The sequence below is a fragment of the Fictibacillus gelatini DSM 15865 genome (assembly GCF_000430745.1).
GTDB classification, from domain to species: domain Bacteria; phylum Bacillota; class Bacilli; order Bacillales; family Fictibacillaceae; genus Fictibacillus_A; species Fictibacillus_A gelatini.
Genome location: NZ_KE387232.1, coordinates 63,975 through 87,639, shown reverse-complemented (window position 1 = coordinate 87,639; position 23,665 = coordinate 63,975). Strand labels below are relative to the sequence as shown.

21 protein-coding genes are annotated in these 23,665 nt (G+C 42.8%); 10 read left to right on the top strand and 11 right to left on the bottom strand.

Going from position 1 to position 23,665, the window contains the following annotated elements:
- Positions 1–11: 11 nt before the first annotated feature.
- Both H538_RS0120830 and H538_RS0120825 read left to right on the top strand, forming a co-directional pair.
- Positions 12–323, top strand: coding sequence for a hypothetical protein (locus H538_RS0120830; protein WP_026679220.1), 312 nt, complete (start codon positions 12–14; stop codon positions 321–323).
- Positions 286–1,263, top strand: coding sequence for a nuclease-related domain-containing protein (locus tag H538_RS0120825; RefSeq protein ID WP_026679219.1), 978 nt, complete (start codon positions 286–288; stop codon positions 1,261–1,263). The genes H538_RS0120830 and H538_RS0120825 overlap by 38 nt, the downstream gene beginning before the upstream one ends.
- 32 nt (positions 1,264–1,295) lie before the next feature.
- Here the strand turns inward: H538_RS0120825 and H538_RS0120820 are convergent, their stop codons facing one another.
- Together H538_RS0120820 and secA2 are read right to left on the bottom strand one after the other, a co-directional pair.
- Positions 1,296–2,210: an accessory Sec system S-layer assembly protein gene (locus tag H538_RS0120820; protein ID WP_026679218.1), complete on the bottom strand. Its 915-nt coding sequence runs from the start codon at positions 2,208–2,210 to the stop codon at positions 1,296–1,298.
- A gap of 1 nt (position 2,211) precedes the next feature.
- The gene (gene secA2, locus H538_RS0120815) at positions 2,212–4,581 is read right to left on the bottom strand and encodes an accessory Sec system translocase SecA2 (RefSeq protein WP_026679217.1); all 2,370 of its coding nucleotides are present in this window, start codon (positions 4,579–4,581) and stop codon (positions 2,212–2,214) included.
- A gap of 370 nt (positions 4,582–4,951) precedes the next feature.
- Here secA2 and H538_RS25245 point away from each other — a divergent pair, with 370 nt between their 5' ends.
- Positions 4,952–7,039 carry a SpoIID/LytB domain-containing protein gene (locus H538_RS25245; RefSeq protein WP_026679216.1) on the top strand — a complete coding sequence of 696 codons (2,088 nt, stop codon included), beginning with the start codon at positions 4,952–4,954 and terminating at the stop codon, positions 7,037–7,039.
- Positions 7,040–7,094: 55 nt separating this feature from the next.
- Here the strand turns inward: H538_RS25245 and H538_RS24690 are convergent, their stop codons facing one another.
- From H538_RS24690 to H538_RS0120795, 3 genes are all read right to left on the bottom strand, one after another.
- A complete protein-coding gene (locus H538_RS24690) occupies positions 7,095–8,003 on the bottom strand; it encodes a C39 family peptidase (protein WP_051291602.1) in 909 nt (302 codons plus the stop codon).
- A gap of 95 nt (positions 8,004–8,098) precedes the next feature.
- Positions 8,099–9,043, bottom strand: a complete 945-nt coding sequence (locus tag H538_RS0120800) for an LCP family glycopolymer transferase (RefSeq protein WP_026679215.1) — start codon at positions 9,041–9,043, stop codon at positions 8,099–8,101.
- Between the two features lie 183 nt (positions 9,044–9,226).
- On the bottom strand, positions 9,227–10,591 hold the full coding sequence (locus tag H538_RS0120795) for a sugar transferase (protein ID WP_026679214.1): 1,365 nt from the start codon (positions 10,589–10,591) through the stop codon (positions 9,227–9,229).
- 286 nt (positions 10,592–10,877) lie between these two features.
- On the opposite strand from H538_RS0120795, the gene H538_RS26325 reads away from it, so the two are divergent.
- Positions 10,878–11,045: a hypothetical protein gene (locus tag H538_RS26325; protein ID WP_154658053.1), complete on the top strand. Its 168-nt coding sequence runs from the start codon at positions 10,878–10,880 to the stop codon at positions 11,043–11,045.
- On the opposite strand, the gene H538_RS0120785 is transcribed toward H538_RS26325, so the two are convergent.
- From H538_RS0120785 to H538_RS0120760, 6 genes are all read right to left on the bottom strand, one after another.
- Positions 11,042–11,791, bottom strand: coding sequence for an ABC transporter ATP-binding protein (locus H538_RS0120785; protein WP_026679213.1), 750 nt, complete (start codon positions 11,789–11,791; stop codon positions 11,042–11,044). The two genes, H538_RS26325 and H538_RS0120785, sit on opposite strands and share 4 nt — an antisense overlap.
- Positions 11,792–12,610, bottom strand: coding sequence for an ABC transporter permease (locus H538_RS0120780; RefSeq protein ID WP_035351828.1), 819 nt, complete (start codon positions 12,608–12,610; stop codon positions 11,792–11,794).
- Between the two features lie 67 nt (positions 12,611–12,677).
- On the bottom strand, positions 12,678–13,448 hold the full coding sequence (locus H538_RS0120775; protein ID WP_026679211.1) for a CDP-alcohol phosphatidyltransferase family protein: 771 nt from the start codon (positions 13,446–13,448) through the stop codon (positions 12,678–12,680).
- A complete protein-coding gene (locus H538_RS24685) occupies positions 13,435–14,457 on the bottom strand; it encodes a glycosyltransferase family 2 protein (RefSeq protein ID WP_035351826.1) in 1,023 nt (340 codons plus the stop codon). Before H538_RS24685 ends, H538_RS0120775 begins: the two co-directional genes overlap by 14 nt.
- A gap of 31 nt (positions 14,458–14,488) precedes the next feature.
- A complete protein-coding gene (locus H538_RS0120765; RefSeq protein WP_026679210.1) occupies positions 14,489–14,836 on the bottom strand; it encodes a hypothetical protein in 348 nt (115 codons plus the stop codon).
- Between the two features lie 34 nt (positions 14,837–14,870).
- A complete protein-coding gene (locus H538_RS0120760; protein ID WP_026679209.1) occupies positions 14,871–15,617 on the bottom strand; it encodes a glycerophosphodiester phosphodiesterase in 747 nt (248 codons plus the stop codon).
- 462 nt (positions 15,618–16,079) lie between these two features.
- Between H538_RS0120760 and H538_RS0120750 the strand changes: the two genes are divergently transcribed.
- The 6 genes from H538_RS0120750 to H538_RS0120725 all read left to right on the top strand — a co-directional run bounded on the left by H538_RS0120750 (position 16,080) and on the right by H538_RS0120725 (position 23,662).
- Entirely contained in the window at positions 16,080–17,303 is a 1,224-nt protein-coding gene (locus H538_RS0120750) for a glycosyltransferase (protein ID WP_154658052.1), read from the top strand.
- Positions 17,296–18,618 carry a flippase gene (locus H538_RS0120745; protein WP_026679207.1) on the top strand — a complete coding sequence of 441 codons (1,323 nt, stop codon included), beginning with the start codon at positions 17,296–17,298 and terminating at the stop codon, positions 18,616–18,618. The genes H538_RS0120750 and H538_RS0120745 overlap by 8 nt, the downstream gene beginning before the upstream one ends.
- Positions 18,619–18,751: 133 nt before the next feature.
- Positions 18,752–19,666 carry an NAD-dependent epimerase/dehydratase family protein gene (locus tag H538_RS0120740; RefSeq protein ID WP_026679206.1) on the top strand — a complete coding sequence of 305 codons (915 nt, stop codon included), beginning with the start codon at positions 18,752–18,754 and terminating at the stop codon, positions 19,664–19,666.
- A gap of 362 nt (positions 19,667–20,028) precedes the next feature.
- Positions 20,029–21,045 carry a Gfo/Idh/MocA family protein gene (locus tag H538_RS0120735; protein ID WP_026679205.1) on the top strand — a complete coding sequence of 339 codons (1,017 nt, stop codon included), beginning with the start codon at positions 20,029–20,031 and terminating at the stop codon, positions 21,043–21,045.
- Positions 21,046–21,060: 15 nt separating this feature from the next.
- Positions 21,061–22,392, top strand: a complete 1,332-nt coding sequence (locus tag H538_RS0120730) for a nucleotide sugar dehydrogenase (RefSeq protein ID WP_026679204.1) — start codon at positions 21,061–21,063, stop codon at positions 22,390–22,392.
- Between the two features lie 124 nt (positions 22,393–22,516).
- Positions 22,517–23,662, top strand: a complete 1,146-nt coding sequence (locus tag H538_RS0120725) for a glycosyltransferase family 4 protein (RefSeq protein ID WP_026679203.1) — start codon at positions 22,517–22,519, stop codon at positions 23,660–23,662.
- Positions 23,663–23,665: the final 3 nt, after the last annotated feature.

The following is a 23,665-nucleotide window of genomic DNA, read 5'->3' as shown; positions in this document are numbered from 1 at the left end:
GCGCTTTTGAATTGGCGGATAGAGCACCCGAATTGGCGGATAGAGCACCCGAATTGGCGGATAGAGCACCCGAATTGGCGGATAGAGCACCCGAATTGGCGGATAGAGCACCCGAATTGGCGGATAGAGCACCCGAATTGGCGGATAGAGCACCCGAATTGGCGGATAGAGCACCCGAATTGGCGGATAGAGTTGCCCACATTGAGGGAGAAATTACATCTGATAGCAGGAATTGTGGTTCGTGCGCAGAAATTAATCTAAAAATCAAGAAAGGGAGTGTCATTATTGATTGTAAAAGATCGGAAAATACCGCTAAAAATTAGAAAGTTGGAAGCTTTATTGAGGCGGTTGCATCATTCGCATCCAAAATACAGTGAAGTGGAAGAAGAGTTAGCAAAAAGTTTGGCGGGTTTTAAAGGAGAGCAGTCGCTGGACTATTATTTAAGATCCCTTCCCGATCAAGAATACTTCATTTTCCATGATCTCCGACTTTCAGATGGGGCATACTTCTTTCAAATCGATACATTAATTCTGTCCACATCTTTTATTCTCATCATCGAAGTGAAAAATATTTCAGGCACCCTGATTTTCGATCCGGCCTTCCAACAACTTATTCGTACAAACAATGGGATGGAAGAAGTGTTTTCAGATCCGATTCAGCAGGTCAACTATCAAACGTTCAAATTTACGGAATGGCTGAAAAACAAACATTTCCCCGCAATACCGATCGAGCCCCTTGTTGTTATGGCGAATTCAAACACGATTATTAAAACATCCCTCCATCACCAGTTACCGCTGCAAAGTGTCATTCGGAGCACAAAACTGCTTGAGAAAATCTACGAGTATAAAGAGTCCCACAAAGAAGAAAAATTCTCCAAAAAGGATATCCGCAAATTATGTAACCTTCTTTTAACCTGGCATGTCCCCAAAAATTTCGATGTACTTCAGCGATTTCAAATTAATAGATCCGATCTTCTAATGGGCGTTCATTGTCCTAAATGCAAAAAACTCTCGATGGAAAGAAAGTGGGGAAAATGGGTTTGCACAACTTGCTCTTTTTCCTCAAGAGATGCCCATAAAAATGCTTTAAACGACTATTTTCTTCTCTTTCAATCCTCCATCACGAATGAGCAATTCAGGAATTTTTTACAGCTTCCTTCTAGCTCTATTGCCTACAAACTATTAACTTCAATGAACTTGCCACATTCGGGAACGAAAAGATGGAGGGAGTATGATTTATTTTTGGATGAATCGATTGAATAGCATAATAAAAAACACCCTTTGAAGGGCGTTTTTTAAGCTTGCTGATGTTCCGGCAAAAAGACTCTCCATCTGGAAAGATCGATTTCCTTCGTCTCCAATAACGATTCCGGGAAGATGAACGTCCACGGTTTACTTGTGTTGGCTTTTACCTCAAAGTGATTCAATTGGAAGCCGCCTTTTGCGACAACTTGTCCACTTGCATCTTCGACGAAAAGCGGGATTTGCTCAATGTGAATATCTTTTTCGCTGCCGTTTCGGATCAAGAGAGTGACATGCAATTCGTCCGTATCGCTCATTCTTGCTTCAATTCCCATAAAATTAATTTCACCGGAGGCAAGTGGCGGGAGATTGTTTACCAATTCTCGCAATCTCGTTTTTTGCACGTCATTTAAGTTGTTTTCCCATGCTTCATCCAACATGAGCGAATGCCCGGACGGTTCCTTTTGTCTTAGTTCAAAAGCTAACGTCCAATTGTCAATAGGAAACGATTCCGCTACTACATCTTCTTCTGAAAAAAGGAAAGTCCATGGCCTGCAAGCATTAGGGGGAATCTCTCCTAAAATTTCAAGGTCAAATGTTTTTCGGGCGGCAATTTTTCCTTCTCTATCAAGCAACAATAGGACTACTTCTTCAAACCGGATCGGCTTCTCGACCGTATTCCGAATAAACGCATTGACGATAAAAAATTCATTGTCCTGGACAATGTCAATACCCGAGATGGACACTTGATTGGGCTTTAATTTTGGCAATTGGGCATGGTGAAAGCCGTAAACGTATCGTTCCTGGTTGGAAACGTCCCAATCCGGATGAAAATCAAGATATGTTTCCACCTCTTGTTCATCTCCGGGTGTTTCCTGCCTGGTTGCCTCGCGTTCGACAAAATTTTCAGCCTCAACAGAAGCATCCTTTTCTTCCACATTTTTATTTTTTTTAAATAATGAAAGCATCTTATCCCTCCGTTCCTGCCCGCACTACTTTTATCCGATGTGCAAGCTGAATGGCAAGCTGTTCGTGCCATTCTCTTTGCATTTCTTTAAATAATTCAAACGCATCCCGTTCATACATCCGGTACGGGTCTTCTTGAGCGTAGCTGTTTAAATGAATCCCTTCTTTTACAAAGTTAATCCGGTCTAAATGCTGCAGCCATAGTTCATCTAAGGCGCGCAACATTAAAATTTTCATTTCTTTCTCGATCGCCTGTTTTTCTTCCTCGGTGAACGAATCGAGGCATTCTTTCCGTTTCGCCAAAAGTTCATCTACTTTAACTTCGACATCTTCATACTCCAATCCTTTAAAATTGGCAAGTTGAATCGGTTGCTCAGGAAAAATGTCGGCCAATTTTGCAGTGAAACCGCCCATGTCCCAATCTTCACATGCCGTATCTTTTAAACAGAACGTTTCAATTAAATGCTCAGCATGCTCTTTGACACTACTGCTTGCGACCGATAAAACAGCCGTTTCCTCAAGCAGACGGTTGCGGAGGGCGTAGACAACTTTCCGCTGCTGGTCAGATACATCATCGATTTTTAACAAATGTTCGCGGGCCGAGAAAAAGATGCCTTCAATCGCCAGCTGGATTTTATTCACAAACTTGAGCGGATCAGGCTGAATGACTTCCCCTTCCTCGTTCGTCACCACCTTCTTCTTCCAGCGGTCCATTTCGTCTTTATCAAATTTCGTAAACAGTTCATCTTCTAGCGACAAAATAAATTGGGAAGAGCCCGGGTCCCCCTGGCGTCCGGCACGTCCGCGAAGCTGATTGTCGATTCTCCTGCTTTCGTGGCGTTCCGTTCCGATGATGTGCAAGCCGCCGAGCTCTGCGACACCTTCACCGAGCAAAATATCAGTACCGCGGCCGGCCATGTTCGTTGCGATCATAATACTTCCTTTTTGCCCGGCTAAAGAGATGATTCGAGCTTCCTGTTCTTCGCTTTTGGCATTCAATAAAAGATGCGGGAGCTTTTCCTTTGTTAAAAGCCCGGATAAATATTCCGACTGTTCGATCGACGTCGTTCCGACAAGGATCGGGCGTCCGGTTTCATGGTACTTTCGAATGTCAGCCACGATCCGTTTATATTTGTCTTCAAGCGTTGCAAAAACGACATCGGGAAGATCGATCCGCTGTTTCGGCTTGTTTGTCGGCACCTCGATCACATGTAGCCCGTATGTATGCTGAAATTCCGCTTTTTCGGTGGACGCTGTACCGGTCATCCCGGCAAGCAAAGAATAAAGCCGGAAATAATTTTGAATGGTGATGGTCGCCTGAGTTTCGTTTTCATCCTTAATTTCGAGCCCTTCTTTTGCTTCAATCGCTTGCTGAAGCCCTTCAGAATAACTGCGACCTTCCATGACCCTGCCGGTGAATGAATCGACCAAGAGCACTTCGCCATCTTTAATAATGTAGTCAACATCCCGTTTCATTACCGTATGGGCGCGTAATGATTGCAAAATAAAATGGTACAAAAGCTGGTGCTGAGCATCAAATAGGTTTGAAATACCAAACATTTTCTCGACGACTTCGGTTCCTTTTTCCGTTAAAAAAAGTTGCTTCGAGTCAACAACCACTTCATAATGCACATCTTTTTTCAATCCTGAAACGACCTGGTTTGTAATGTAAAAAAGGTCTGCACAAAGGTGCGACTTATTGGCGATAATAAGCGGCGTCCTGGCTTCATCAATCAGGATGCTGTCAATTTCATCAATAATCGCATAATAAAGCGGCCGTTGGACTTTTTCAGAAGGATCCAGCACCATATGGTCACGCAAGTAATCAAACCCGAATTCATTCCCCGTTCCGTATGTAATATCAGCCTTGTAAGCCTCTTGCTTCGATTCCATTGACAATTCTGCTAAATTTAAGCCAACCGACAATCCTAAAAACCGGTGAATTCTTCCGATCGTTTCATAATCGCGACGGGCCAGATATTCGTTGACGGTAATGACATGAACGCCTTTACCTTTAAGGGCATGTAAGTAGCTTGAAAGGGAAGCGACCAATGTTTTTCCTTCACCTGTTTGCATTTCGGCGATTGAGCCTTCATGAAGGACGAGCCCCCCGAGCAGCTGCACATCATAGTGGCGCTGGCCGAGAACGCGTTTCGCCGCCTCCCGAACGACGGCGAATGCTTCTATTTTTATGTCATCAAGCGACTTGCCCCGTTCTAGTTTCTCTTTAAATTCGATCGTTTTTCCCTTGAGCTCATCATCAGATAAAGCGGAAATTTGAGGTTCAAGTTCATTAATGCGCTCCACTTGTTTCTTTAATCGTTTAATGTCAGGGGAGTATTCTTGAATGACTTTTTTTACCATTCCTAGCATAATATTTTTCTCCTCTTGTATCGTAAACTAGTTTGCTAATCTGTTACTCTTTGACTATTCCTATAGAAAATATCGGCCAAAAGTCCCTAAAAATTAATAGGGAACATATAGGAAGATTATATCATAATCAACCGTCTCTGGATGAGATTTCCTAAAAATAATTGGTGTAATTCTGTAAAAATTTAATTTTCTAGAAAAATAAACAACAGGAAATAGGAAACCGATCAAGTAATTTTATGTAAAATTACTAGGAAATAAGTCCTGTTTTCTATTAAAATAGACAATAGTTGTCGGAAATAGAAGAAATTTTCCGGAACCTGCCGATATAAAAAGTAGAAGTTATGAATCTTATACAATTGGGAGGGCGGAGATGAAGAAGCTTAGTAGAGTGAGTGCTGCGCTGCTTGTCATTTTTATGCTGTTTTCAACATCGAACGCATTTGCGGCAGGCAGCTTGAAAGTGTTGTACAAAGGAAAGACAACGGCCAATTTGAATGTGAGAACTTCACCTAGTACGAAAGGGAAAGTTCTTGCCTTATTAAAGAAAGGATCGACAGTCGATGTTGTCGGAACAGCCAGCGGCGGTTGGCTAAAAATCAACTATAAGTCGGGTGTTGCCTATGTGTCCGGGAAATATGTGAAAAAATCGACAGCGGCTGTGGCAAAGCCAGCGGCATTAAAAGTTCTTTATAAAGGGACAACAACGGAAAATTTAAACGTAAGGTCATCCGCGAGCACAAAAGGGAAGTTGCTTGGAACGCTTAAAAAAGGAACGACGGTTGAAGTCGTCAGTGCGCAAAGTAACGGCTGGCTGAAAATAAAGTATAAAAGTACATACGCTTATGTATCAGGGAAGTATGTAAAAAAAATAGAAGAAAAACTTCCAGATAAGCCTGAACCGGAAGCTTCAAAAGTTCTTTATAAAGGAAAAACAACGACTGATGGCTTAAATGTAAGAACGCAGCCAAACACCAATGGGAAAATTCTTACTTCCTTAAAGAAAGGATCAATTGTTGAGGTGACCGGGGAAGAGAAGAACGGCTGGCTGAAGATCAAGCATAAGGATTCTTACGGTTACGTTTCCGGCAAGTATGTAGAAAAAGTAAAGGACGAGACGGATCCGCCGGCAAAACCAGATGAGCCGAAGCCTGAGGTACCGGTCACATACCCTGAAGGATTCAACCGGACATTACGCTTAGGAATGAATGGCCTGGATGTCAGAAAGCTGCAAGTGAATTTGAATAAGGCCGGATACCGCGTTGACATCGATAATACGTTTGGCGAGAGCACGGATAAAGCGGTAAAAGCATTCCAAAAATCAATAAACTATAAAGAAACCGGCGTGGCCGAACCGAAAACATTAACGAGGCTACACGACAAGGCGCAAAATAGCCCCGCATATAAAGGGTATTTATTTACCGGAAAAGGCTGGGGGCATGGTGTCGGGATGACCCAATGGGGAGCTAAAGGCATGGCGGAGGAAGGGTTTAATTACCATCAAATTTTGTCCCATTATTACACAGGGATAACGTTTAAAACGATCGATACATCGAAAAAAGATGTACGGATAGCGCTATCTCTCGGTTTAAGCAAAGCCGATGTCCAGGGATTAGGCAATTACACCATCCAGGATATGAACGGCAATGTGTTATTTACACCGGCTAAAGCGACTGCGACAACGATTACGGTTCAAAAAGGGAAATTCAGCTTAACGAACGGGAACAATACGAAAACGATAGATGGATCCTTTAAAGTTGTTTCTGAAAAGGGGCAATTATTATATTACGATCGTCATAAATATCGGGGAACGTTAGAAATCTCGATGTCTTCAAGCGGAAAAATGGATGTTGTGAACCGTTTGAATGTAGAAGATTACATACAAGGTGTCGTTCCGTGGGAAATTTCGCCGAAATGGCCGATTGAGTCCATTAAAGCGCAAATTCTGGCTGCAAGAAACTATGCGGTGGCGAATATCAAATCACCTGCAAGTAAATTTGATATGTACAACGATGAACGATCCCAGGTTTATGCAGGCGTCAATGTTGAAGCTGCCAATGTGAATCAATTCGTGCAAGCGACGAAAGGGGAAGTCATTTATTACGGAAATACGCTGATCACGGCGTACTTCTCATCTTCTGCCGGCGGGCATACGTTAGATTCGGAACTTGTCTGGTCTTCTGCCGTCCCGTATTTGCGCGGCGTTGAAGATCCATATGACAAATCGGATGACACGGTAAAAGGCTGGACGAAAGAAATGTCCTTTGCTGATCTTGCGAAAAAATTCCCTGAAGTCGGAAATGAAGTGATTGATATTAAAGTCATTCAGACTAGCGGGGGACACGCCGTTAAATTGCGGGTAACCGGAGACCAATCAATGGTTGAACTGAAGGGAGACAAATTCCGCTCACGTGTAGGTTTGAAATCAACGATGTTTACTCCAACTCTAATGAAAAATTAAAGATGAAAAAGAGGGCTTCATTCAAGTGAATGAAGCCTTTTTCTATTCATTCTTCTCACTTTTTATAGCTGATCGCTTGTTTCCCCATTTGCTCCCATGCGGCAATGAAATTGCGTTTTGCCGCTTTACGGTTTTTTACATTGGCCAACGGATCATTGAAATAAATATAGTTGTTGTCATAGCCGGTAACGAGGACGGAATGTTCTTTCATCGTAATTTTAATTTTGCCGGTCGGTGTGTACCACGTTTTGAAGTAGGAAGGGGAAAGACGGGCAAAATGCGTGTTCGCAATAACCCAGACCGGCGTTTTTTGATCGAGATATTGAATGACAGTAGAAAAATCTTTCCCGCTTAAGTCTACCGCCCTGTTGCCTAAATACGTCCTTGCCAATTGGAACACAGGTCCGTGATAAACGCCGTATCCGGGTTTACTAAACGTATACATATTGCCGACAAAGCCTGTGTTCGGATTGCCGAAATACGTCTTCCCGTTTTTTACACGATACGGTGTCGGATCTTTTTTTACTTTTTTCGCAAGCGTCATTTTACTAACTTTCTTTCCGGCATGTTGCAGCATCATCGCAAGACTCGTCACTTCACAGCCTCTGGGTAGCTCAGGCATTTGGGAAATGAGAGGAGCGCTAATTAAAACGCGCTTTACAGGGTTTTTCATCGTAACGATAATCGAAGAAGCCCATCCGGATTTATTTTTGCCGTAAGTCACATGATACCATGTTTTATGGTCAGTTCCCGTCGTCTGTTCATAGGCGTTTAATTTCGTACCGAATTTCAATGTTTCAATCCTTTTATATTTCGTCCCAGGGCCTGTTCTAATGTTCCCGCCGGAAACCGATATGTATAATGTCTTTTTTATTTTTGTCACTTTTGCCTGGCCTATTCCCGCCTCAACAAGAAAAGCAAACATTACAACAAATACAATGACAATAAGCCGTAATTTTTTCATCTAACCAATCCCCCTTAATAAAATTCCCTTATACTATTTATACATCGGTTCGACATTTCCTTTGTTAAAAAAAATAAGACGGGAAAAATCCCGTCTTATTGATTAAGTCCTAAATGCTTCTTCAATTCGTTGGAGACAGCGAGACGCTCTTGCTCGGGAACGACATAATAAGAAATGCCGTTAATCGTTTGCGGAGAGCCGCCAATCTCTACGGATTGAATATGTTTTCTCGCTCCCATATAGTTAGCCTGAATCGTCTTCATTTCGTCAAACGTCATGTTCGTTTCGATATTTTTGCCGAGAACGTTAATAATGTCATCAAGTTTTGTCAACGTCGAAGGTTTGGCCCCTTCATTGATGACCTTCTGAATGACCTGGCGCTGGCGCTCGTTACGGCCGAGATCACCACGAGGGTCTTTCTTTCTCATACGGGCCCAGTCAAGTGCCTGATCGCCGTTTAATGTCAATTCACCTTGTTTAAACGTATATTTGTGCGTCGTAAAGGTAAACTTATTTTGAACGGTAATGCCGCCAAGTGCATCAATAATTTTCTTAAAGGCCTTCATGTTGACTTTTACATAAAAGTCGACAGGAACATTTAAGAAGTGTTCAACAGTTTGAATCGTCATTTTTGGTCCGCCAAACGCATAGGAATGGTTGATTTTATCAATGGTTCCGTGCCCGACGATTTCAGTCCGTGTATCACGCGGAATGCTTGTCATTTTGATCGATTCATCTTTCGGATTGACCGTGACCATGACGAGCGTATCTGAGCGCCCAACATCATGGGCCCGTTCGTCAACTCCCATAATCAAGATGGAAATGGGCTGGCCGCTTTCAAGATCAAGCGGGCCTGTCCGCAGTTTTGAACCGCTCCAATACTTTGTCGAGTGCATTTCATTGGCTGCGCCTTTGATGGAATGATAGATATAAAATCCGTATCCGCCTGCTGAAAGAAGCAAAATGACAAGGATGGATGAGATGATTTTACGCCAATTTGAACGTTTTTTCTTATGTCGATTCGCTCTTGATTGTTCCATTTATGATCTTCCTCCTTTTTAAAGAGGTGATTCAATAGTCTTTCTATTTGAATACCAATTTGTTTAACATATTGAAGAATCACAAGCTATTATACTGTCAAAAAACGTAAAAATCAACCGAAACAAAGTAATAAAAGCTGCCAGTTTTGTATACTGGCAGCTTTGCAGTTTCATAGCATTGAATTATGAATGGATGGTCATGCTGTCTTTCTTTGCCGCAGGCTTCTCTGCGCTTCCTTCCGCTTTTGATTTATCTAACACAACATTGATCGTTTTCATTAAGATGACGATATCCATCCAGAAGGAATAATTTCGAATATAGTAAAGGTCAAACCGGAGTTTGTTTTCTACATCGGTCGTATATTTGCCGTTGATTTGCGCGTAGCCGGTAATCCCTGGCTTTACAGTGTTTCGGTATTGATACGACTTATTGTTTTTCGTAAATTGCTTAATGAAAAAGTCGCGTTCCGGGCGCGGCCCGACGATCGACATGCTGCCAGATAGGACATTGATTAATTGCGGCAGTTCGTCAATTCGCGTCAAACGCAAAAATTTCCCGACTTTCGTAATGCGGTCGTCATTTTCCGTTGCTAACACAGGTCCGGTCATCTTCTCCGCATTTTCTACCATGGAGCGGAACTTATAAATGTAAAACGCTTTATTGTAACGCCCGATTCGCTCTTGCTTGTAAAAGATGCTTCCTTTTGGATCCTCAATTTTGATCGCGATGGCGCTAATAATGAACAATGGCGACAAGAAAATAAGCAATACAGCGGAAACGACAATGTCAAACAACCGTTTCAATACAAGTTGATCCCACGAAAGGCCGAACGGCTTTACGCCCATCACAAGCGTATCATCAAGCGAAGTAATCGCCGATTTCGATACTAACAAATCATATAGGGATGGGACGACATAAACAATTTTGTCATTTTCAACCGCGTGATAAATAATTTTAGTCTTTGTTTTTTCTGAACAGTTGGCGCCGATAATAATGGAGTCGGCCTGCGGAACGGCTGCGTAAATTTTTTCAAGCGGCAACTCAGGGTCAACGGTAACGATATTCATGCCTTTGATCGTTGGAAGTTCATTATTGATCATCCCGAGGTCGCTGGCCATGTCTTTCGAAACAAGCAGAATCGTGCCTTGTTTTGATCGGACCACAAGTTTAAACATGACGATTTTCCATGTAATGAGAAATACGATCGATAAAATGTACGACAGCAAAATGACCGAACGAGGCAACGCAAAGGCGCGGAACAAGAACGATGCCGCCATCGCAAAGAACATGATAAATGTTGTTGAAATAAAAATGCTTCTGTATAAATCCCAGATCGTTTTGCGGGAATATAAGTTAAGTTCATAAACCGAAAAGAAAAATAATCCGGTCAATAAAATCCATGGTAAGACGTGGAAATAGGATTCCCAGTTACGGTCATCCAAATATTCGCTTCGTAAATAAAAAGCGCTGAAATAAGAAGCAGTCAAAAGGCCAAGGTCAACAAGCATAATGACCACTTTTTGTATCGGTGTTTCAATCTTATTCATGAGTTAGTGCTCCTTTATCTAGCAAACTAGTTTGAGCAGATAAATTTTTTAGAAATGAATGCTGCAACTTCTCTTATACATTCCACTTCACAACAAAATGTAAACGAGAAAATTACAAAAAAATAAAAGTAGCTTCATATAAGCTTTACAATCTGATTTATTATATCCTCATGTTCGAAAAAAAGTCAATAAAGAGGATGTTCAAAAAGTCCGGGAAACATTGCCGGCGAATTTCTTCGTCAGCTTGCTTCTACGCTCCTCACGTATTAACAGGACATATGCACCTGTGTCTACTAGCATTGCTCCGAAGCTTGCTTCCTCGGTGCAACTCGGAGTGAAACAGGTTGCATTGCTCGTCGCTCCGGTGCTCGAAGACTTCGCTTCCTCGAACTTCTTGGCCCTGTTTGTCCTCCTTTTTGAACAAGTAATTAAAAAAAGCGAAGGAGAGCGTTAGCCCTGCTTCGCTGGTTTCTTTTTCGATACTTTTGTTTCGTACAATTCGACCATTTTGTCAAAGTCGCCGATATCGACAACTTGTCCTTTTTTCAAAATCATCGCCCGGTCGCAAAGTTTTTTCAGTGACTTTAAGCTATGTGAGACGATGACGATCGTTTTTCCTTCTTTTTTCATCTCAAGCATTTTTTCGTTGCATTTCTTTTTGAACTCTTTATCGCCGACAGACAACACTTCGTCAATTAATAAAATGTCGGCATCGTTATGAACGGCAATCGAAAAACCGAGTCGTGCTTTCATTCCTGAAGAATAATATTTTACAGGAACGTTAATAAAATCCTCCAGCTCGGAAAACTCAATGATCTTCGGCGTAATTTCATCGATTTTTTCTTTTTCGATGCCAAGAATGGCACAATTCAAATTGATGTTTTCAAGGCCGCTTAAATCCGGATGCAGACCGGCGCTCAGTTCGATGAGCGGCGCTACAGAGCCTTTCACTTTAATTTCCCCGCTGTCAGGGTGAATGATGCCCGATAAAATTTTAAAAAGCGTACTCTTGCCGGCACCGTTATGACCGATAATTGCAAAGCCTTCAGACTCTTTGACATCAAAGGTGACGTCTTTCAGAGCATCAAACTGGTTATGGACTTTTTCCCTTTTTAACATCGAAATGAGTTGGCCCTTTAACGTCTTTTCATATGGTTTGCTAAACTTTTTTGATACGTGATTGACTTCAATAATACTCATTTACACCACTTCTCCTACTTTTCGGTCAAGCTTTCTAAAGATCGCCATGCCGACAAACAGCAATACAACGGCAAAAATAAAGACGTAAAGGTAGTACCAGTAAGATATCGCTTCGGATTTGTAAATCGCGAAAACCGTATGGAATGAATTAATAATAACGGCTAACGGATTGATCAAATAATAAGGTAAATAATGGGCTAAATCCGGATTTTTCATAAAGCGCGAAATCGGATAAATGATCGGCACTAAATATTGTCCGGCCCGCAACAGGATTGTCGACATTAATTCAATGTCCCGGAAATAGACGTTTAAAATCGATAAAATTAATGCAAATCCATACGCAATGACAATGTATAAAATCATGACAACTGGCAAGATCAACACATGCAGCCAGTCAAAAGGGACACCTAAAATGATGCCATAAAGGATAACTAAAACAAAGGCCGGAATAAAGGAAACAAACTCCGACAAGACGATGACCAACGGGAAAATGTGCCTTGGGAAGTAGATTTTCTTAATTAGTTTGGCATTCGAGCGAATCGAGCGGATGCCCCTTGTGATCGACCTTGAGAAAAACATCCACGGAATTAATCCAGAAAGAAGGAACAACTCATAATGGTCTAGTCCTCTGCTAACATTTAGAATCTTTTTAAAGACAATCGAATATACAATCATGTACCCGAGCGGCTCAATTAATGTCCAGAAAAAACCGAGTACGGAATTTTTATAGCGTACTTTAACTTCACGGTGAACTAAAAAGTATACTAAGGCTTTGTATTTCATCAAATCGTACAAGCCCAGGATTTTCAATAATTTCATTGTTTCCCCTCGTTACATAGTTTCAATTTGACACTAGATTTCATTATATACTTGACGATAGGTTAAATCAATTCTCGCTTGCTTGATCTCCCAGGGATCCTAACGTAATTTTTAAGCGGACGATGGCTTTAGCAAAAAAGAGTGCGAGAAATCCTGCCATATAGAGACGTTCAAGCCAATCTGGAAGCCATAACCCGATCAGGTTCAGCAAAAATAAAACAAAGAAAAAGCCGGGCAATCCGGTGAAAAAACCGACCCATTCAAAGAGATTAGACTTTACCCTGATCTGGTTCACCGGGTCAATTTCCTTTACCTTGCTTGCGGTTAATTGAAGGGCAAAGGCAATTGAAAGTGACATCGTCGCGGTCACCATCATCCAATAAATGATGCTTGCATACGTTACGGAAAGCGTAATACCGCTTTGCAACTGGATAAGCGCGATTCCGATGGACGAATAAATCGGAATGCTCGTCGCCTGGATCAATATGTCTAAAAAGTATCCGTAATTGCTTGTTTTCTTTTGAATCCGGGCCATTTCCCCATCGATGCAATCACATAAAAAGCCAATGTTGTAAAAAAGAAACGCAAGCAAAAAGGCTTTGCTGCTGGCGAACACCATGCAATAGCCGGCGATAAGCATCGAAAGAAAACTTACCCATGTAATCGTATTTGGCGTGATTTTTAACTTGCAAAAAAGTAGAGAGAAATAAATGGAAATTCTCCGGAGTACATACCATGTCCATATATCTTCCAGTTCCCTATCTTTTTGGCAAAATTGCCTTAGTGCCAATATTTTCTCCGAATCCCACGGCAAGGTCGCCCGTTTATTTTGAGACATGTTCTTTCCCCCTCCAAAAATAAGGACTGCATAAACCAACCGTCATTCCTATCCCTCTTGAAAAATGAAGCGAGAAAAAGGCAAGAATGGCGGCGAAAAAGGAAGAGAGTCCCTGGATTTTAATAAGCGGGAATGAAGAAATTACGCAGAGCACAAAATAAATTCCGGCAAGCGTATAAAGGGTTTCAAACGCCGGTTTGAAAAAGAAACTGGCGACAACTAAAAGAACGCCGAACAAAAAGGCAACAAGCGGGATTAAATGGCGCAACCTTAGCGTGCCTTTACCATCCCTTGAAGCAATCATTCCCCATTTTCCGTCGTCGTACGACTTTTTTACAAACGCCTTGTAAGAATCGCGCGCAAAATAGACGGATTGGATCGTCGTTGATAAAAAGAATCTCCCTCCGGCTTTGCGGATCCTTGCATGCATTTCAATATCTTCATTCCGTTTAAGCGATTCATTGAACAGGCCGACTTTATCAAAGATTTCGCGCTTATAGGCGCCGTATGGAACGGTGTCCACATATCCTTCCCACTCTTTTGTCGTTATTCTGAATTTCGAATTGCCGACGCCAAAAATATGAGAATAGACGTAGGCATTCACTTCACCCCAGAAGCCGATCCCTTTTGTATCAATGACACCGCCAACGCATGTCGCTTCCGGATGTTTTTGGATGACGCTGTAATAGCGCTTGAGAAAATCAGGTTCCACCTGGCTATGGCCATCCACCCTGAGCACGTATTTCCCTGAAGAATGCTTAATGGCGATGTTCCAGCCAACAGGAAGCGTCTTTTTCGGGTTCGTGTAAAATTTAATCCGATTTGGAAACCGGTTCACATAATCTTGAATAATTTCCGGCGTCCGATCATCCGACATCCCGTCAACGACAATCATTTCATATGCGTTCGCATCAAAATCCTGGTGTATCATTCGCTCAAGCAAATTTGCGATATATTTTTCTTCGTTTCGAACAACAAGTAATAAACTAAAAAAATACGGTGAAGACATATTCTTTCTCCTTTTTTCTACTGCACGACCGTCATCTGCTTGCCATTGGTTGGTGATTTTCGTTTTCCAGCCGTTCTAATAAATTGTCAATTGCTTCAAGTTCAAGGAAGACTTTCGTCGGTTTAGAGTTTTCGATTTCCTCTAGTTTTTTTTCGGCGTCGTATTTCAATTTTAAAAGCGCCTCATATTCTTTCGTGTTAAAGGAGATCGAATTTGGATCAAGCCGTTTCATTTCTTCAGCAATTTCGATTGCAATTTCCGTATTAATTAACTCTTTTTGGGCGGCGAGAAGGACCCGTTCATAATTATACTTTTCAACCATAATTGTTTTTTTGCGCTCTTTTAGCAACGTAATTTTGTGCTTAATATAATTTTCCATAAACTCACCTCATTTTACACAACTAGACAAAGTTTTACGAAGGAATTGAAGCTTCCGAACGTAAATTATATAACTTACCCGGGTAGTCGGTAATGATGCCGGAAATCCCGAGCTTCAAAAAGTCGTTCATTTCTTTTTCTTTATTGACGTTCCACGGATATACCGCCAATCCTTTCTCCATCGCATCGGTTATGTTTTCTTTTTTTATATAATGTCGGTGGGGATGAAGAGAATAAATTGGAAAATCGAATAATTTTGTATAAGCAACATGATCAAGCAAATTCACTTGATAAAGTAATCCGATTTTTAAGCTGTTTTCCAACTTTTTCATTGTTGTTAAACATTGATGATCAAAGGAAGAAACAATCGTATTTTCAATCCGGTTATATTGAACGAGCTTCTCATACAGCTTTTTTTCAATTCCTTTATAAAAAGAAGGCACATTTTTAATTTCGACGTTAATTAAAATATGATCCGGCACAACCTCGAACACTTCATCGAGAAGCGGGATTCGCTCCTTTTGAAAGGATTCGCCAAACCAGAGGCCGGCATCCAGTTTCTTCAGCTCTTTAACTGTCATATCGCCGACTCTGCCTTTGCCGTTTGTCGTTCGTTTCACGGTGTCATCATGAATGACGGCAAGCTCTCCATCTTTTGTCAAATGCACGTCTAACTCAATGGCATCACATTTTTGTTCAACGGCCAATTGAAAAGCTGCGAGCGTATTTTCAGGTGCCTCACCAGCCGCCCCGCGATGGGCAATAATCATCGTACGTTCCATTTGGCAACCTCCTCCTATTAAACGTATGGTTAATGATAGGATTCGTTTAATCGTGTAAAAAATTGCTTTAAAAATGTCCCAAATATAGCCATGGGACGTATTAAAATGCTTCTATTGGGCATAATTTCTAATATGTAGATACGACTTCAGCAAAAGTGCATACCATAAATTATATCATATTTGGATCATACTATTGTTTCATCCTATTCGAAAACAAACGCACTGTAAAGCGAAAAGAAGAATTGAATCAAAGAGCGGTAAGGGAGAGGGTAGTATGAACGCAAAAAATGAAGAAAAAGATTTGATGATCGGGCTGTTTTGGGGTGTTACATTATGCGCGCCGATTTGGCTCGTCATTATGTATTTTATATTGCATTAACTCGCGCCGGGGAAGATTTGATGATAACCGGCGTTTTTATTTTTTACTTTAAAGGAGTTTTATGACTGTTGCGGAGTGGGCAAATGAAAAAAATCGTAATCTTAACCAATCGATACCCTTATTATCCCGGAGAATCTTTTTTCGATACGGAGCTAAAAACGATTGCCTGCCAGTTTGAAGAAATCGACATTGTTTCCGTAAACGGGACAGGAAAACGGAGGGAAACGCTTGACCGGGCGATCGTACACCAACTCTCCGGTAACGTTGGCTACCTTCAATTAGTTGCAGCGTTTTTTCGCGACCGGCAAGCGCGAAAATGGCTGAAAAGCGATCTTGGCCGGGCCAAACGAAAAGGATGGAAAGCGCCGTTCATATTAATCAATTGGCTAGGCCGGGCGGTTTTGATCCGCAATTATATTCAAAAGCAGTTCAAGTGCCTGGACGATCGTTTATTTTATTCGTATTGGTTGACTCCTTCTGCGCTTGCCTTAGCGTTATTGAAAGAAACGAATCCAAAAATGACGGCCGTATCGCGCGCGCACGGAGGAGATTTGTATGAAACCCGGCATTCTCCCCCTTATTTGCCGTTGCAACAAAAAATGATAGAAACGCTCGATCTCATCTTTCCTATTTCGGAAGATGGGAAAAACCACTTGATGGAACAATACCCTGACAAGAAGGAAAAGCTAAAAGTGAGCCGGTTAGGCACAATAGACCCGGGTTTTCTTGCCAGACGTTCGGACGATGGCATTTTTCGCATTGTCACATGCTCCTATATTAAACCCGTTAAAAGGCTTGAACTTCTAGTTGACGCGTTAAAAGAAATAGAGATCAAGGCTCATTGGACACATATCGGCGACGGACCGCATCGGGCGCAACTTGAAGAGAAAGCAAAAAATTTGTTGCCTCCTCATGTTTCGTATCGTTTTACAGGAGCCCTGACAAACGAGGAAATTTATGCATTTTATGAAAAAGAGCCGGTTGATGTCTTTATCAATGTCAGTTCAAGTGAAGGCATACCGGTCACGATTATGGAAGCTTTTAGCTCGGGAATACCTGCCATTGCAACCAATGTCGGCGGAGTGAAGGAGCTTGTAACAGAAGAAAACGGGATGTTATTGGCTCCGGACCTCACTCCGAAGCAGCTGGCGGAAGCAATCGGGGGATTTGCAAAATTATCCGTGCAAGAAAAACAACATTATAGTAAGAAAGCATATGAAACGTGGAAAGAATACTATTATGCGAAAAAGAATTATACCGATTTTATTACCGGGTTAAAGAATTGGAGCCATCAAGAACATGAATGAAAACCGGCAGTTTTTGAAAAATAGCTTTTTAACGTTTACGAGACAAGTGATGAACATTTTATTTGGTGTTATGTTGCTCATCGTTCTTGCAAGGTATTTAGGGCCAAAAGGACAGGGACAATATTCTTTAATTACTCTTTTTCCCGGTGTGCTCCTGATGTTGTTCACCCTCGGCATTAATACATCAACGATTTATTATGTCAGCAAGAAAGAAGTAACGATCCAAACCGTGTATACGAATAACATGGTTATCGGGCTTGCGCTTGGATTAATCAGCATGGTTCTAGGCGCGATCATTGTTTTCTTCTACTCCGGCCAGTTTTTCAGCCATACGCCGGATGGGCTTCTTTACGTCTGTTTGCTAACTCTTCCTTTTTTGTTTTTGCGGGAATATTTTTTAACCGTTTTTCAAGGATTACAAGATTTTAAAGCATACAATACGATGATGGTCGTTAACCAGCTTGCCATTCTAGCATTTGTTGGCCTATTGGTCATTCTCTTAAAATTAAAATTGCCAGGGGCGATTTTCGCTTTTTTATGCGGAAATATCGTAACAGCCATCGTTATGGTCGGCTGGTTAAAAAAGAAATATCAGTTGCGCCTGGTGCTGTCGACGTTTTCGGCCGACTATTTTCGGAAATCGGTAAACTATGGTTTAAAAGCATACATCAGCAATTTCTCAAGTTTTCTAAATTATCGTCTTGTCGTTTTTCTTATCGGTTTCTTGTTGGCGGATCAAGCGGTCGGCATTTACGTCATTGCGATGAACATTGCGGAACGGCTGGCGATTTTCGCCGCGTCCTTTTCCAGCGTGTTGTACCCGAAAATTGCTTCCTTTGATACAGAAGAGGAGCGAAATCGGCTGACTTCGATCGTCAGCCGGAATATGATGGCGGTCTCGATCGGCCTTACTATCGTTGGCTTGTGCGTTCCAACTGAATGGATCGTCCTTTTATTCGGGGGAAAATACACCGAAAGCGCTACTCTCCTGCGAATCCTTTTGCCGGGCATCGCATTGTTGTCGGTTGAGAAAATATTATCGAACGACATTGCCGGGCGCGGTAAGCCGGAGCTTAACATGTATTTGTCCGTTTTTAATGTGTTGCTGAACGTCCTTTTAAATGTGTGGCTCATCCCTCTCATCGGATTAAAAGGCGCCGCTTTATCGGCAACGTTGACATATGCCGTAAGCTTTGCCATAAAAGTGATCATTTTTAAGCAAGTCGCAGGCGAACCAATTGCCCGCTTTCTTCTCATTAACAGGGCCGATTTTCGCATTTATAAACGCCTAATAAGCAAGTTGACTATTCTATAAAACAAATTGTGGCGGTGATTGGTATAAAAGCCTCTTTGCATTTTACAATGCAAAGAGGCTTTTTCTTTTTTGCAAATCGATAGTGAAAAGGCTAAAATTGAATGGACATCATAACCTCATGGAGGAAATACATATGAACGTACTGATTACCGGAGGTGCGGGTTTTGTCGGCACCTTTACGAAAAAAGAGCTGGAAAAGCAAGGCCATCAGCCGATCCTTGTCGATAATTTTTATACTGGAAGCCGCGACAATGTGGAAGAAGGCGACGTATTGATTGAAGGGGATATTCTGGATCCGGAAGTCCAAAAGGTACTCGAAGCAAAAAAAATTGACGCGATCATCCATCTGTCAGCGCAAATTATTGTCCCAACATCATTTGCCGATCCTATCTTTGATATGAAGCAAAATATTGAAGGAACGATCAAGATTTGCGAGCTTGCGGCAAAGCTTAATGTAAAAAAGGTGGTCTTTGCCTCGTCAGCCGCGGTTTATGGGGACAATATAAGGGTTCCTTTAAGGGAAACCGAGCCTTACATGCCGATGTCTCCATACGGCATTTCAAAAGCCTCAGCAGAAATGTACATCGAAACATTATGCAGAACCAACGGAATCGGTTATGCCATTCTTCGCTATGCGAACATTTACGGCCCGAAACAGACGAAAGAAGGAGAAGGCGGCGTCATTAAAATTTTCCTGGACAAGCTGGCGAAAGATGAACAAGTGACGATTGACGGCGATGGAAATCAAACGAGGGATTTCATTTACATTACGGATGTTGCAAAAGCGAATGTCGCAGCACTCCATGCTGCTGACGGCATTTACAACATTAGTTCGAATGAAGAAGTGACCATTAATCGATTATTTGATGTCATCGTAACCGAAATGGGTAAAAAGATGTCACCGAATTATGGCATGCCGCGCAAAGGCGACATTTACAGAAGCTGTCTCGACCATCATAAATTCGTCGAGAAGACCGGCTGGAAACCAGAAGTATCATTGGAACAAGGGATACGCACGACCATACAGGCGTTAAATGAAAATCGTTAAGTTTAAAAGCCATTCGCTCACGGGCGTATGGCTTTTGGTTTTGAAAGTGAGCCAAATCTTTTAATGAGGCTCACTTTTTTTGCATATGAATGTAAAGATGAAGTTCAAAAAGTCCGGGAAACATTGCCTACGAATTTCTGCGTCAGCTTGCTCCTGTGCTCCTCACGTATTAACAGGACATATGCACCTGTGTCTACTAGCATTGCTCCGAAGCTTGCTTCCTCGGTGCAACTCGCAGTAAATCAGGTTGCATTGCTCGTCGCTCCGGTGCGCGGAGGCTACGCTTCCTTGAACTTCTTGGCCCTGTTTGTCCTCCTTTTTGAACACGTATTAATTAGGTCATTTTCAAAGGGGTTTTGCCAGTGGTGAATTTTGCGATTGTCGGGTGCGGCCATATTGCGAAAAAGCACGCGCGAGCGATAGAACGTTGTAAGGGTGCGCGGCTTGTCGCCGTTTGCGATACGATCCCCGAAAATATGGACGTTTATCAACAAACGTATGATGCGACACCTTATACGAAGACAGAGGAATTGCTTGACGACCCCCGTATCGACGCCGTGTCCATCTGCACGCCGAGCGGACTGCATGCAAAACTGGCGATGCTAGCTGCAGGGAGAAAGAAGCATGTCATCGTCGAGAAGCCGATGGCCCTTTGTTTAAAAGACGCCGAGGATATGATCGCGGCGGCTAAACTCAATCAGGTGAAATTGGCGGTCGTTCATCCGAACCGGTTCCGCCCCGCTATCAGCGAATTAAAACGAGTGGTGGAGGAAGGGTGGCTCGGGAAAATCAGCCATATCAACGCAACGGTCAGGTGGAATCGCAATCAGGCGTATTACGATCAGGCAACCTGGCGCGGGACGAGGTCGCTCGATGGCGGCGTCCTTATGAACCAGGCGATCCATAATCTTGATTTAATGCTCTGGCTGGCAGGAAATGCGGTGGAAGTTTTCAGCATGTGCGATACGAGAATAAGAGAAATTGAAGCGGAAGATGTAGCTGTCGGCGTAGTTAAATTCGAAAGCGGGGCGCTTGGAGTCATCGAGGCGGCAACGACCATTTATCCGGAAAACTATGAAGAGTCGATCAGCCTTTTCGGAGAGTATGGAAGCATTAAAATTGGCGGGAAATCGGCAACCAAAATTGAACATTGGTCTGTCAAAAACATAGACGAAAAAACGATAACTGAAAGGATCGAGCACTTTCCGCAGCAAAAATCCGGCCACGAGGTCATCATCGAAGACATGATGAAGGCGATAAAAGACGATCGCCCACCTGTAGTATCAGGAGAAGACGGCCTTAGTGCCCTGCGGTTTGTATTAGCCTTGTATGAGTCAGCGGCCATCAAGCAGCCAGTGAATGTTAGGAACTTCTCATAGGGAGGGGTTTTACACATGATAGCGACATTAAATGGCGTCAGCAAAGAACTGTACGCGAAGATCGAAACGAAGAAAGCGACGATCGGGGTGGTTGGCTTAGGATATGTCGGCCTTCCGCTAGCCGTTGAAAAAGCGAAAGCCGGGTACAAGGTGATTGGCTTCGACGTTCAGGAAGCCCGTGTAGAAATGGTGAACAACGGAATAAATTATATCGGCGATGTCGTTGATGAAGAGCTTGCCGTTTTGACGAAATCAGAAAGGCTTCGGGCAACCGCCGATTATTCATTCATCCGCGAAGTCGATGCCGTCATGATTTGCGTCCCCACTCCACTCGACAACTATTTTCAGCCCGATACATCGTATGTCGAAAATTCGGCAAAAGCGATAGCCGAACACTTGCATGAAGGAATGCTCGTTGTATTAGAAAGCACGACATATCCGGGCACGACGGAAGAACTGTTAAAGCCGATTTTAGAATCAAGCGGGCTCGATTGCGGCCGCAACTTGCACATTGCCTATTCGCCTGAACGGGTCGACCCGGGCAATAAAGTTTATAATACGAAAAATACGCCTAAGGTCGTCGGCGGCGTGACCCCGGCCTGTACAAAAATTGCTGCCGCCCTTTACCGCGCCGTATTGGAAGGGGACGTCCATGAAGTATCTAGCCCTGCCGTCGCCGAAATGGAAAAAATTTTAGAAAATACGTTTCGAAACATCAATATCGGGCTGGCCAATGAAATGGCGATCTTATGCCATAAAATGAACATAAACGTCTGGGAAGTGATTGAAGCCGCTTCGACGAAACCGTACGGATTCATGCCATTTTACCCTGGTCCTGGACTCGGCGGACATTGCATTCCGATCGACCCGTTTTATTTAACTTGGAAAGCGCGGGAGTATAAGTATCATACCCGACTGATAGAAACGGCAGGAGAAATTAACAATAGCATGGCCGATTTCGTCATTAGCAGGTGCACGAAAATTTTAAATGAGCATAAAAAAGCGCTCAACGGATCGGCCATCGTTTTACTCGGGGCAGCATATAAAAAGGACATTGACGATATGCGCGAATCCCCGGCCATCCCTATTTTAGAGCAGTTAGATGCGGCCGGTGCAAAATGGAAAGTGTGCGACCCGCATGTATCATCTTTTCATTTTAAAGACAAAATAATAGATACAGTCGCTGTTACGCCTGAGCTTCTCCATGAAGCGGATCTCGTCATTTTAATGACCGATCATAGCACATTTAATTACGAACTGATTGCAGAACATGCAAAGGTCCTCTTTGACACGCGCAATGGGCTGAAACAGTGGGCGGCAAAAATCGAGCATTACTATTTGTTATAAGATTATCGATCAATTTCGAGGATCTATACAGCTATTCGTGGAAGATATCGATCAATTTCGAAGACTTATCAATCCATTTAAAAGAAATATCAATTCATCAATCGTCCGGGAAAGAGGTAATCTTGTGAAAGTCTGTCATTTAACGTCGGTCCATCCAGCAGATGATATACGAATTTTTGTGAAAGAATGCCAATCCCTTCGCCAGGCAGGCCACGAAGTTTTCCTTGTAGCCGCTAATGCCGATAGCCATATTCATAACGGCATTCATGTCATTGGAGTCGAGTCCCGCTCGAAAAGCCGATTCACCCGGATGATTGGCACGACATGGAAAGTGTATAAAGAAAGTTTAAAAGTGGATGCCGATGTCTATCATTTTCATGACCCTGAATTGATCGGAATCGCGCTTCTCCTTAAAAAGAATGGGAAAAAAGTGATTTATGACGTACATGAGGATGTTCCTGAACAAGTTCTTTCGAAAAAGTGGATTCCTATTGGGATGCGAAAAATCGTTTCCGTAGGCGCCCGCCATGCGGAGAAATTTGCCTCAAAGCGCTTCGACTCCGTAATCGCCGCAACGCCGACGATCGCCAATCGTTTTAAAATGTACAATCCAAATACATTCACGGTTCATAATTTCCCAATAGTAAATGAGCTTTCAGGAGAAAGCGAGAATCACGGGGAAAAAGAAGCGAACTTTCTCTATATTGGCGGAATTACCGCGTTAAGGGGAGTGCGGGAGATGGCAAAGGCGATTGAACTTCTCAATGAAACGCATAAAGGAACGTTAACGTTGGCCGGCCATTTTTCACCGAAAGGATTAAAGGAAGAATTGAAAAACGCATCAGGCTGGCGGCATATCGATCATAAAGGATGGCTCGGCCGGAACGAGATCAAAACGGAGCTTTCAAAGGCGGTTGCGGGCCTTGTCTTGCTTCATCCCGAGCCGCGCTACAAGGTGTCCTACCCGATTAAATTATTTGAATATATGTCAGCAGGCATTCCGGCCATTGCTTCCCATTTTCCACTCTGGCGAGAGTTCGTTGAAGATAACCAATGCGGCATTTGCGTCGATCCGCTTGACCCGTCTGAAATTCGAGACGCGATGAAATGGATGATCGAGCACCCGATCGAGGCAAGGAAAATGGGCGAAAACGGCAGAAGGGCGGTTATCGAGAACTTCAATTGGGAAAGAGAAAGCGAACGGCTCATTCAAATGTATCAGTCACTTGAAAAGGTGGAGGATGCTACGTTAGAGCCATATCCATTATGAGTC